The 11,305-nt window shown below is 68.4% G+C and carries 12 protein-coding genes and 1 pseudogene; 3 read left to right on the plus strand and 10 right to left on the minus strand.

Annotation, left to right across the window (positions count from 1 at the left end):
- Positions 1-5: 5 nt before the first annotated feature.
- Together ACYAF3_RS26055 and ACYAF3_RS26060 are read right to left on the minus strand one after the other, a co-directional pair.
- Positions 6-2,444, minus strand: a complete 2,439-nt coding sequence (locus ACYAF3_RS26055; protein WP_003100816.1) for a glycogen/starch/alpha-glucan phosphorylase — start codon at positions 2,442-2,444, stop codon at positions 6-8.
- Positions 2,445-2,496: 52 nt separating this feature from the next.
- A complete protein-coding gene (locus ACYAF3_RS26060; protein ID WP_003100808.1) occupies positions 2,497-2,784 on the minus strand; it encodes a DUF2513 domain-containing protein in 288 nt (95 codons plus the stop codon).
- A gap of 242 nt (positions 2,785-3,026) precedes the next feature.
- Here ACYAF3_RS26060 and ACYAF3_RS26065 point away from each other — a divergent pair, with 242 nt between their 5' ends.
- A complete protein-coding gene (locus ACYAF3_RS26065; protein WP_003088902.1) occupies positions 3,027-3,215 on the plus strand; it encodes a hypothetical protein in 189 nt (62 codons plus the stop codon).
- 19 nt (positions 3,216-3,234) lie between these two features.
- Here ACYAF3_RS26065 and ACYAF3_RS26070 read toward each other — a convergent pair whose 3' ends face one another.
- From ACYAF3_RS26070 to ACYAF3_RS26095, 6 genes and pseudogenes are all read right to left on the minus strand, one after another.
- On the minus strand, positions 3,235-4,095 hold the full coding sequence (locus ACYAF3_RS26070; RefSeq protein WP_003100806.1) for an SDR family oxidoreductase: 861 nt from the start codon (positions 4,093-4,095) through the stop codon (positions 3,235-3,237).
- Positions 4,092-4,639: pseudogene (locus ACYAF3_RS26075) on the minus strand (CinA family protein). Before ACYAF3_RS26075 ends, ACYAF3_RS26070 begins: the two are co-directional and overlap by 4 nt.
- 10 nt (positions 4,640-4,649) lie before the next feature.
- Complete coding sequence (locus ACYAF3_RS26080; RefSeq protein WP_003100805.1) at positions 4,650-4,889, minus strand: metallothionein; 240 nt, start codon at positions 4,887-4,889, stop codon at positions 4,650-4,652.
- A 19-nt stretch (positions 4,890-4,908) separates the two neighbouring features.
- Entirely contained in the window at positions 4,909-5,124 is a 216-nt protein-coding gene (locus ACYAF3_RS26085) for a PLDc N-terminal domain-containing protein (protein WP_003088893.1), read from the minus strand.
- Positions 5,125-5,199: 75 nt separating this feature from the next.
- Positions 5,200-7,722, minus strand: a complete 2,523-nt coding sequence (gene ligD / locus ACYAF3_RS26090) for a DNA ligase D (protein ID WP_033975905.1) — start codon at positions 7,720-7,722, stop codon at positions 5,200-5,202.
- A 17-nt stretch (positions 7,723-7,739) separates the two neighbouring features.
- Positions 7,740-8,129 carry a response regulator gene (locus ACYAF3_RS26095; RefSeq protein ID WP_033975907.1) on the minus strand — a complete coding sequence of 130 codons (390 nt, stop codon included), beginning with the start codon at positions 8,127-8,129 and terminating at the stop codon, positions 7,740-7,742.
- A gap of 248 nt (positions 8,130-8,377) precedes the next feature.
- Between ACYAF3_RS26095 and ACYAF3_RS26100 the strand changes: the two genes are divergently transcribed.
- On the plus strand, positions 8,378-8,902 hold the full coding sequence (locus tag ACYAF3_RS26100) for a hypothetical protein (protein WP_003088874.1): 525 nt from the start codon (positions 8,378-8,380) through the stop codon (positions 8,900-8,902).
- 25 nt (positions 8,903-8,927) lie between these two features.
- A complete protein-coding gene (locus ACYAF3_RS26105) occupies positions 8,928-9,377 on the plus strand; it encodes a DUF421 domain-containing protein (protein WP_003088873.1) in 450 nt (149 codons plus the stop codon).
- Here ACYAF3_RS26105 and ACYAF3_RS26110 read toward each other — a convergent pair.
- Both ACYAF3_RS26110 and ACYAF3_RS26115 read right to left on the minus strand, forming a co-directional pair.
- The gene (locus ACYAF3_RS26110) at positions 9,355-10,719 is read right to left on the minus strand and encodes a cation:proton antiporter (protein ID WP_003113638.1); all 1,365 of its coding nucleotides are present in this window, start codon (positions 10,717-10,719) and stop codon (positions 9,355-9,357) included. The genes ACYAF3_RS26105 and ACYAF3_RS26110 overlap by 23 nt on opposite strands.
- A gap of 28 nt (positions 10,720-10,747) precedes the next feature.
- Entirely contained in the window at positions 10,748-11,272 is a 525-nt protein-coding gene (locus ACYAF3_RS26115; protein ID WP_003088871.1) for a DUF4142 domain-containing protein, read from the minus strand.
- Positions 11,273-11,305 lie beyond the last annotated feature (33 nt).

Raw genomic sequence — 11,305 nt, forward strand, 5'->3', positions numbered from 1 at the left:
GCCCTTCATAGCTTCCAGATATCCCGGGCGTATTCGCTGATCGTCCGGTCGGCGCTGAACCAGCCGATCCGCGCCACGTTGAGCAACGCCGAGCGCCACCAGCGATCGGGCTCGCGCCAGACTTCCTCGACCCGGCACTGCGCATGCCAGTAGGCCTCGAAGTCGGCGCAGAGCATGAAGCGGTCGTCGTGCACCAGGCCGTCCACCAGCCCTTCGTAGCGGCTGCGGTCGTCGGCCGAGAACAGCCCGCTGCGGATCGCCTCCAGGGCTTCCTCCAGCCGCGGCGAGGCCGCGATCACCCCGCCCATCTCCAGCTCCCCGGCCTGCCGGCGCTGCTCCACCTGCTGGGCGCTGAGGCCGAAGATGAACATGTGTTCCAGGCCGATCCGCTGGCTCATCTCGACGTTGGCGCCGTCCAGGGTGCCGATGGTCAGCGCGCCGTTGAGGGCGAACTTCATGTTGCTGGTCCCGGAGGCCTCGAGCCCGGCGGTGGAAATCTGCTCGGAGAGGTCCGCCGCGGGAATGATCGCCTCGGCCAGGCTGACGTTGTAGTTGGGCAGGAACACCAGCTTGAGCAGGCCGCGCACGGTGGGGTCGTCGTTGATGGTGCGGGCGATGTCGTTGGCCAGCTTGATGATCAGCTTGGCCTGGTGGTAGCTGGCGGCAGCCTTGCCGGCGAAGATCTTCACCCGCGGCACGCGGTCGGCGGTCGGGTCGTTGCGGATCTCCTGGTACAGCGCCACGGTGTGCAGCAGGTTGAGCAACTGCCGCTTGTATTCGTGGATACGCTTGATATGCACATCGAACAGCGCTTCCGGTTCGATCGCCACGCCGAGGCTGTCCAGCACCAGGCGCGCCAGGGCGGTCTTGTTCTGCCGACGCTGCTCGGCGAAGCGTGCCCGCAGCCTGGCGTCCTCGACGTGTTCCTCGAGGTCCGGCAGGCGCCGTTCCGGGGTGTCCAGCAGGTCGGCGCCGAGGGTCTCCACCAGCAGCTCGGTCAACCCCGGGTTGGCCTGGAACAGCCAGCGGCGGAACGACACGCCGTTGGTCTTGTTGCTGATGCGCTGCGGATAGAGGCGATGCAGGTCATGGAACACGGTTTCGCGCATCAGCTCGGTGTGCAATGCCGATACCCCGTTGATCTGGTGCGAACCGAGGAACGCCAGGTTGCCCATGCGCACCCGTCGGCCGTGGCCCTCCTCGATCAGGCTGACCGAACGCAACAGGTCGAAGTCGTGGATGTCCTGGGCACGCAGCGCGTCTATATGGAAGGCATTGATCAGGTAGATGATCTGCATGTGGCGCGGCAACAGGCGCTCCATCAGCGCCACCGGCCAGGATTCCAGGGCTTCCGGGAGCAGCGTGTGGTTGGTGTAGGACAAGGTCGCCACGCTCAGCGCCCAGGCGTCCGGCCAGGCCAGTTGGTGCACGTCCACCAGTTGCCGCATCAGCTCGGCGACGGCGATCGCCGGGTGGGTGTCGTTGAGCTGGATCGCCACCTGTTCCGGCAGGCTACGCAGGTCGTGATGATGGCGCAGGTGGCGGTCGAGCAGGTCCTGCAGCGAGGCTGAGACGAAGAAGTACTCCTGGCGCAGGCGCAGTTCCTGACCGGCCTCGGTGCTGTCTGCCGGATACAGCACCCGCGAGATGCTCTCCGCCTTGACCACGTCGACCACCGCGCCGATATGGTCGCCGGCGTTGAAACGGTCCAGTTGCAGGTCTTCCTCGGCGCGAGCGCGCCACAGGCGCAGGGTATTGACGCTGGCACGCCGCCAGCCGACGATCGGCGTGTCGTAGGCGATCGCCCGGATCCGCTCGTCCGGCCGCCAGATGGCTCGGCCACTGTGCTCGCTGTCGACCTGCACGCTGCCGCCGAAGTCGATGTAGTAGCTGACCTCGGGTCGTTCGAACTCCCAGGGATTGCCGAAATCCAGCCAGGTCTCGGTCTGCTCCTGCTGCCAGCCGTCGGTCAGCACCTGGCGGAACAGGCCATGCTCGTAGCGGATGCCATAGCCATGCGCGGGAATGTCGAGGCTGGCCATGCTTTCCATGAAGCATGCCGCCAGGCGTCCGAGGCCGCCGTTGCCGAGCGCCGCGTCCGGCTCCAGGGCAACGATCCGCTGCAGGTCGACGCCCAGCTCGGCAAGGGCCTGGCGGGTTTCCTCGAGCAGCCCGAGGTTGCCGAGGTTGTCCAGCAACAGGCGACCGATGAGGAACTCCAGGGACAGGTAGTAGACCCGCTTGCGCGCGGGCGCTTCACCTTGCGGGGTGGCCTCCTCCCAGTGGTCGATGATGTGGTCGCGCACCGCCAGGGCCACCGCTTCGAACCAGTCGTGCGGGCACGCGGTGGATGGGTCGCGGCCGACGCTGTAGCGCAGTTTGGCGAGGATGCTGGCTTTCAGGGTCTGGACCGCACTTGGGGTCTGGTCTTGGCTGTCGGGCATCGCCGGGCTTCCTTCCGGCCCGCCGCTGCAGGCCGGTGCTTGCGAGGTTTTCTCAGGCGCTCTTGCGTACCGGCACGGCGGCCGCCGCGCTTTCCTGGCGCAGGCGGTCGAGCAGGTCGTGGCCGGCCAGGGTCAGGTGGTGGACCACCCATTGCTCCTGGCCGGTCCAGGAATGCTGGACGCTGCCGCAGAGCAGTTGCGCCTGGTTGAGCAACTGCAAGTGGTAGGCCACCGCCTCGCGGCAATGACCGGGTAGCTCGCGTGCTTCCCAGTGCTGGCCGAAGCCAAGGCTTTCCAGATGCTCCAGCAGATCCCTGATCAACCCCCAGTCGCGTTTCATCGGCATGCTCCTTGTCTGCGTCGCGGCCGGCCGTTCCGGCTACCTAGAAGCGGAGTCGCGGCGGCCGCGATGGTTCATTCTTTTTCGCCGGCGGCCCGCCTGTCCGCACGACGGAACCGCCGGGCGCCGGCGTCAGTCGGGAGGAATGCCGTTGCCAACGGTCGGTGTGCGGACTGGCGCGAGAGCTGGAGCGCAGCTTCACTGAGCAGTGACCTTTCCCGTATCCCGGCAGGAGCGCTCCGATGCAGGCTTTCATGGTTCATTTCTCAGACGCCGGACAACCCGGCCGGACCGTGCTCACCACTTTCGCGCCAACCCTCAGCACCAGCGAGGCGCACGTTCGCCTGCAACTCTGCTATCCCCTGCTGTTCCCGCAGCGTCTGAGCGCGGTACGGGTCTACCCCCTGCTGCCGGCGGCGGCACGCGAGTGAACGCGGCCGCCGGGGCGCCTCAGCCGTTGACTACCGTACCGCCGTTGACGTGCAGCACCTGGCCGCTGACGTAGGACGAGTCGTTACAGGCCAGGTAGACGTAGCTGGCGGCCAGCTCTTCCGGCTGGCCGGGCCGGCCCATCGGCGTATCCGCGCCGAAGTGGGCGACCTTCTCGGCGCTGAAGGTGGACGGGATCAGCGGCGTCCAGATCGGGCCCGGGGCCACGGCGTTGACGCGGATGCCGCGGTTGACCAGGTTCATCGACAGCGACCGGGTGAACGAGGTGATCGCGCCCTTGGTCGAGGAATAGTCGATCAGCTGGGGGTTGCCCTTGTAGGCGGTGATCGAGGTGGTGTTGATGATCGCCCCGCCCTTGCCCATCAGCGGCAGGGCCGCCTTGGTCAACTGGAACATGCCGAAGATGTTGGTGCGGAAGGTCTTCTCCCACTGCTCTTCGCTGATGTCCTCCAGGCGCGCCTGCGGATGCTGCTCGCCGGCGTTGTTGACCAGCACGTCGAGGCGCCCCCATTTCTGCCTTAGCGTGTCCACAACCTGGCGGCAGAAGCCGGCGTCGGCGACGTCGCCGGCGAACGCCAGGCACTGGCGGCCGAGCGACTCGATGATCTCGCGGGTCTTCGCCGCGTCTTCGTTCTCATCCAGGTAGACCAGCACCACATCCGCCTTCTCGCGGGCGAAAGCCACCGCCACCGCGCGGCCGATACCACTGTCGCCGCCGGTGACCAGGGCCACCTTACCCTCCAGCTTGGCCGCCGGACGGTAATCGGCGGAAACGAACTCCGGCTTCGGCTGCATCTCGCTTTCGTGGCCGGGACGTTGGTCCTGGTGCTGCGCCGGCAGGGTCTGTCGCTGTTCGCTCATGGTGGTTTCCTCTCTGTCGGACGCCTCAGGCGCGTTCGCCGCGCAAGGCGCGTTGATGGAATTCGGGCAGGCGCCGCAGCGCCCAGCGGGTGGCTTCCCGGCGCATCCGCGCGGGGTCGCCGTGGAAGCGCTCGCGGCGCGAGAACAGGGCGAGGCCGGCGGGCAACCGGAAGGCCCAGGCGAAGCACACGGTACCGGGCGGGATGCCGTCCTTCGGTTCACTGCCGAGCAACCCCGTGACCGCCAGCGCGGCGCTCGCCGGACTGCGTTGCAGGGCCGCCCTGGCCATGGCCTCGGCGACCTCCACGCTGGTCAGGTTGAAACGCTCCAGCCAGTTCGGGTCGAGCCCCAGCAGGGCAAGCTTGGCCGCCGGCGAATAGACGACGAAGCCGCCTTCCATCACCTTGCCGCTGCCGGCCACCGCCGACAGTTCGGCGCTGATCTGCCCGGCAGTACAGGATTCCGCGGTGATCAGGCTGAGGTCGGCGCTACGCAGGTAGGCCACCAGGCGAGAGGCCTCGTCCGCGAGTTGCAGGTCGGGCATGGCACGCTCCTCAGGGCGAGATCGGGTCGCTGGCGGGAAAGGTCTCCTTCAACGCGTCGTCCAGCTGGCGATCCTCCGCCACCTGGGGCCGGGTGGTGCCGCCACAGGGGCAATCGGCGTCGCGACACGGCTCGCCCTGGGGGTGGCCGCTGGCGCAGGCCGCGCAGCAATAGTGCTGGCCGTCGCGTTCGACGGCATCGGCGCCGGGCTGGCAGGTGCATTTGGGACAGGCACAGGTTTCGCTGTTCATGGGCAATCTCCAGTGGGGTTCACTTGCTGTGTTCCGGCGAGGTCACCGGGCGCAAGCCACGGGGGCCGGTCCAGCCCCAGAGGACCAGGCCGAGCACGGGCAGGAGCAGGATCAGCAGCGACCAGCCGAGCTTGCGACTGGCGGAGCTGTCGCTGCGGAGCACGCTGTTGATGGCCCAGGCATCCACCAGGAGCAACAGGACCAGCAGCGCGAGGATCAGGTAGGCGGTATCCATCGGGGGCCTCCTCGGCATCTCGTTGCACGGTGGAGGCCCTGTGCGCCGGGGGAGTTCCGCCTTTTTCGCGGACGGTCAGCCGCGCCCGAGCTGGCGCCGCATGGCCGCGCTGATGCGCTGGCGGGTGCCGGTGTAGTCGGCCCAGGGATCGTCGCCGGCGAGTTCGTCGAGGCGCTGCGGCAGACTGCGCAGGTTCCATTGGTTGGCGCCCTGCAGCGAGTCGAGTTCCTCGCGGAACACCGGTACCGACACCGGCAACCCTTCGCGGGCGCGCACCGAGTAGGCCGCCACGGTGCTGGCGCCGCGGCTGTTGCGCAGGTAGTCGACGAAGATCTTGCCGACCCGGTTGCGCGGCCCGGAAACCGCCGAGAAACGCTCCGGCATCAGGCGCGCCAAGTGCTGGGAGATGGCCTGGGCGAAATCCTTGACCTCGTCCCAGCCATGCCGGCGCTCCAGCGGCACCAGCAGGTGCATGCCCTTGCCGCCGCTGGTCTTGAGGAAGGCGCGCAGGCCCAGCTCGTCGAGCAACGTCAGGCTCAGCTGGGTCGCTTCGAGCATGCGCTTCCACGGCAGCGCCGGGTCCGGGTCGAGGTCGAGGACGAAACGGTCGGGCCGCTCCAGGTTGGCCAGGCTGGCGTTCCAGGTATGGAATTCGATGCTGCCCATCTGCACCGCGCCGACCAGCGCCTCGGCGCTGCGGATCTGCAACAGCGGCGGATGACCGGGATCGAGCGCCGGGTCGAGCTGGACGATGCCGGGGATCTTCAGGCGCGCCGCGTGCTTCTGGAAGAACAGTTCGCCGCCGATTCCGTCGGGGCCGCGCACCAGCGACACCGGGCGCTCGCGCAGGTCGCGCAGGAGCAGGTCGGCGTAGCGCGCATGGAACTCGGCGAGTTCCAGCTTGCTGGCCTGGATCGACGGGTCGATCAGCCGCTGCGGATGGCTGATGCGCACGCCGGCGGTGGCCGCCCGCGACGCACCGGCGCCGGCCTTGCGCGCGCCGCGCAGCGGCGGCGGGCCGGCGGGACGCTCGCCGGTCACCTCGCGCGCCGGCTTGTCTTCGCGCAAGCCGTGGAACACTGCCTGGCGGATGATCCCGCCACGGGTCATCTGCGCATAGGAAACCTCGCACAGCTGTTGCGGGCGCACCCACTGCACCGACCCGGTCTCGCGCGCCGGCGGCACCTTCGCCAATGGGCTGGAGCGGACCGCGAGGGGTTCCAGGCGCTCACGGACCTTCTTCAGGCTGGCCGCGGTGAAGCCGCTGCCGACCTTGCCGGCATAGCGCAGCCGGCGCTCCTCGTCAGGGCTGTAGAGGCCGAGCAGCAAGGCGCCGATATGCCGGCGAGAGCCCTTCGGCTCGGTATAGCCGACGATCACGAACTCCTGGCGCAACTGGCACTTCAGCTTGATCCAGTCGTTGCTGCGGCGCGAACGGTAGGCGCTGCCCAGACGCTTGCCGATCACGCCTTCGAGACCGAGCTTGCAGGCGCTGGCCAGCAGGTCGCGGGGGTCTTCCGCGAGCGTCGCGGAGAACCGCAGCGGGTCTTCGTCGCGCCCTTCCAGCAGCGCCTCCAGGCGCGCGCGGCGCTCCTCCAGGGCGACATCGCGCAGATCCTCGCCTTCGTGGTACGGCAGGTCGAAGAGGACGTACAGGATGTTCTCGCCGCGACCTTCCTCGAAGGCGTTCTGCAGGGCCTGGAAGTCCGGTCGACCCTCCTCGTCGAGGACCACCAGTTCGCCGTCCAGCCAACTGCGCTGCAGACCGAGCCCGGCCAAGGCCTTCTCCAGGTGCGGCAGGCGTTCGGTCCAGTCATGGCCGTTGCGGGTCAGCAGGCGCACGCGGCCGTCTTCGATGCGGCTCATCAGCCGATAGCCGTCCAGCTTGAGTTCGTAGGCCCACTCCCCTCGCGGAGGCTGCTCGACCAGGCTGGCCAGCTCGGGGGCGATCCATTCGGGCATCGGCGTCTTCCCCCCGCTCTTGCCGCGTCGCGCCGGCCTGGCCGCGGGCGTGGCGGCTTCGCCATGGCGGGGCAGCAGCGTACGCTCGCTGAGCACGCTGTCGGGACGCTCCTTCAGCACGTCGAAGCGATCCAGGCTGCGCGCCTCGCCGTCCTTGGCCTTGACCAGGAACCACTGGGGCTGCTTGCCGCGCAGGTTGGTGCGGATCAGGTGCCAACGCCCGGAGAGTTTCTCGCCATCCAGGGCGAAGCTGAGATGGCCCTTTTCCAGGCCCTCGCGCGGATCGTCCAGAGGCGTCCAGGCGCCTCGGTCCCAGACGATGACATCGCCGGCGCCGTAGTGCCCCTGGGGGATGCTGCCTTCGAAATCGGCATAGTCCAGCGGATGGTCCTCAACCTGCACCGCGAGCCGCTTCACCGCCGGGTCGAGGCACGGCCCCTTGGGCACCGCCCAGCTCTTCAGGGTGCCATCCAGCTCCAGGCGGAAGTCGTAGTGCAGGCGGCTGGCGTCGTGCTTCTGGACGCAATAGCGGAGCAGCCCGGTGCTGTCCTTGCGAGGCTTGCGGCCGCTGGGCTCCGGGGTCTGGCGGAAATCGCGCTTGCGGGCGTACTCGGCGAGCGGCTTGCTGCTGGGCATGGCGGGCTCCTCGGTGGTCAGACGCCGGGGCAGACCGGCGCGCTGTGCAGGACCAGTTCGATGGCTTTCCCCAGTTCTTCCAGGGTCACCGGTTTGAGCAGCACCGGATAGGGTGCCGCCGGGTCGATGCCGACGCGAGCGCTGTCGCTGAGCAGGATCACCCGCATCCGCGGGCGCACCGGCAGGCTGGTTTCGATGAGCATGCTGCCGCTCAGAGGACCTTCGAGCTGCTCGCTGAGCAGGAACAGGTCGATCACCGCGTCCGAGGCCAGGTGGTCGAGGGCTTCGTCGCGACTCGCCGCGCTGAGCACCGCGTAGCCTCGATCGAGGAGGAATTCCTCGATCCGCCAGAGCTGGTCGGCGTGTTCTTCGAGGACCAGGACGATCTTGTTTTCTCCGTTCACCATGGTTCTCCCTGTCGGATTGTCAGGAAGGCTTCGCTGCAAGGTTCGCGCCGTCCGCCCCGCTTGCGCCGGAGCAGCGTGACCACGGCGATTGGGCGCGGGCTGATCGCAAAGTGCGATCAGCAGAGTGCCCGGAAGGCGCCTGTTCATCGTGCAGATTGCCCGACCCGCGCCGACCGCTGGTAAGCCCGCCGGCACCAACCGCGTCGACCGGGGTCCAGCCTGAGAGACCGCGAGCGAAGGAGCCAGCCATGCGCCCTGCCCCAGAAGACGCCGCAGACGATGCGTTCGACCAGCGCGAGTATCCGATCCCGGAGCGCCTGGAAAGCCAGCGCCGCGCCTGGCGTTTCGAACGGGCGGGCCTGTGGGTCCTGCTCGGGGTGATCCTCCTGGCGCTGACCGGGGTGTTCGCCGGCGGGCCTCTGAGTTCGCGGACGCTGGTCAGCGACAGCGGCAGGCTGACCCTGGCCTACGAGCGTTTCGAACGCAGCGGCGCCGCCAGCCGCCTGCGCATCGATCTGCGCGGCGCGCCGGGCACCGAAGTTGGCGTGCGCCTGGGCGGCGGACTGCTACAGGCGCACAGCATCCAGAGCCTGCAACCGCAACCGCTGCGCAGTCACAGCTGGCGGGGTGGCCTGGAACTGGAGGGAAGGCTCGACGAAGACGGTCGCCTGAGCCTGTTCCTGACGTTGTTGCCGAACCAGCTCGGCGAAGTCGCCAGTCGACTGGAGTTCGCCGGCGAGAGCCTGGCCTTCGACCAGTTCATCTACCCCTGAGTCATCCGTTCCGAGGAGGCGCACGATGGATTCCGTACTGCGAGCCGCCGCGCTCTACCTGGTCCTGCTGGTACTCTTCCGCATCGCCGGGCGGCGTTCACTGACCGACATCACCACCTTCGACCTGCTGCTGCTGATGATCATCGGCGAAGCCACCCAGCAGGCGCTGCTGGGCGACGACTTCTCGCTGGTCAACGCGGTACTGGTGATCATCACCCTGATCGTCATCGACGTCGGTCTGTCCCTGCTCAAGCTGCGCCATCCGAAGCTCGACACCCTGATCGAGGGCTCGCCGACGCTCATCGTCGAGTACGGCAGGCCATTGCACGCACGCCTGGCCGAGGCCCGCCTGCGCGAGGAAGACATTCTCCTGGCCGCCCGCGAGACCCAGGGCCTGGAACGCATGGAGCAGATCCGCTTCGCCATCCTCGAGAAGAACGGCAAGATCTCGATCATTCCCGATCGCGGCGACTGACGCTGCGCGCGTGGCGCATCAGCAGCGGCTGGATGCTCAGGCCGTGCACGCAGATGCTCAGGGCGACGAGGCTCAGCACCAGGTCGCTGGCGGTATGCGCGAGCGCCGTAGGCAGCCCCTGGTTCAGCGCGTAGCTGAGGTAGTACAGGCTGCCGATGCCGCGGATGCCGAACCAGCCGAGCAGGCGCCGCTGCGCCGGGTGCATCAGCCGCCGGCCGACCAGCAGCCAGACCATCGCCGGCCGGCACACGCAGAACAGCAGCAGCGCCAGCGGCAGCGCGCGCCAGTCCCAGTGCTGGTAGAGCATGGCGCCGAGCAGGGTCACCAGCAGCACTTCCAGCGAGCGCTCCAGCAGGTTGCCGAAGGAGAGCACGTCGAGCATCACCGCGCCGGCCGCCACCTTCGGGTGTTCGCTGCGGTCGGCGCCGTACTCGATGGCGCCGCTGGCCTGCCCTGCCTCGCGCACGTCGGCGGCGGCCGCCTGCGCCTCGGCCGGTGCCGAGGCGCGCCCCAGCGTCGCCACCTCGGCGTGGCGCAGGCCGATCCCGGCGGCGAAGCTGGCGAGGAAGCCCCAGCCGCCCAGTGCGTCGGCGCCGACATAGGACAGCGCGATCAGCGCCAGGGCGAGGAAGTCGTTGGCCGACACCGAGGTGTCGGTGTGCCGCGCCCGCAGGTGGATGGCCAGGCGGCCGAGACCATGGCCCAGGCAATAGCCCACCAGCAGGCCGAGCGGAATCGCCCAGAGCACGTCGCGCAGCAGCCAGTCCAGGCCGCTGCGGTCGAACTCCCCGGGCAGGCCGCCGCCCTGACCGATCAGCAGCAGGGCGGCGATGACGAAGGGGAAGGCGATGCCGTCGTTGAGTCCCGCCTCGCCGGATACGGCGTAGCGCAGGCGGTCGTCGTCGCCGGCGTGGTTGACCTGGATGTCGCTGGCCAGCACCGGATCGGTGGGCGCGAGGATCGCCGCGACCAGCAAGGCCAGCCCCCAGTCCAGGCCGAACAGGAAATGCGCGCCCAGGGTAAGGCCGAGGATACAGCCGAGCAGGACTGGTCCGGCCAGCAGCCAGGCAGCGGTCCAGGCCGGCGAGCGCAACGGCAGGCGCAGCTTGAGGCCGCCGATGAACAGCGAGATCAGCAACGCCGCCTCGCTAAGGTGTTCGAACCAGCCGCTGATGTCCGCCAGGCCGCTGCGCCAGGCGTGCAGCCCGGCTGGGCCGATGGCCAGGCCGAACAGCAGGTAGATGAACGACGTGCTGACCGGCAGCAGGCGCAGGTAGGCCGAGGCCAGGCCGAGCGTCAGCAGGATGCAGCCCAGTACCAGCAACCACAGGCTGAAACTCATGCCTGGCCAGGCTCCGCCCGCGGGGGCGTTACTTGGATGGGTGCGCCTTGGCCAGCGCGCGGGCCATCTCCAGGTGATGCTTCAGGGCCGGCAGATGGGTCTTGGCGAATGCCTGCAGTTCCGGGTCGGTCAGGTTGTCCGCGGCCTGGGTGAACAGTTCCACGGCTTTTTCGTGAGCCGCCACCTGGTTATTGGCGTAGGCCGGGTCGAAGGAGGCGTCGCGCAGGTCGAGCAGGGTCGCCTTGGCCTTGTCGGTCAGGCTGGCGTCGTCTTCGACCTCCAGTTTCTTGCGCTCGGCCAGGCTGCGCAGTTCGGCGTTGACCTTGCCGTGGTCGTCGATCATCTGCTTGGCGAATACCTTCACATCGGCGGCGGTGCTCTTTTCCAGCGCCATCTTGCCGGCTTCGATTTCCGCTACGCCGGCCGCCGAGGCCTCGCTGACGAAGGTCTGTGGCGCGGTCTTGTTCATGTCCTGGGCGTTGGCGAAAGGCAGGGCCAGGACCAGCAGGAGCCAGGCGGCTCCCTTGAGGGGAAGGCTGATTGCTCTGTTCATGGTCGACTCCGTTGGCGTGACAGGGAAAAAATG

Source organism: Pseudomonas sp. TZ252 (assembly GCF_056110345.1).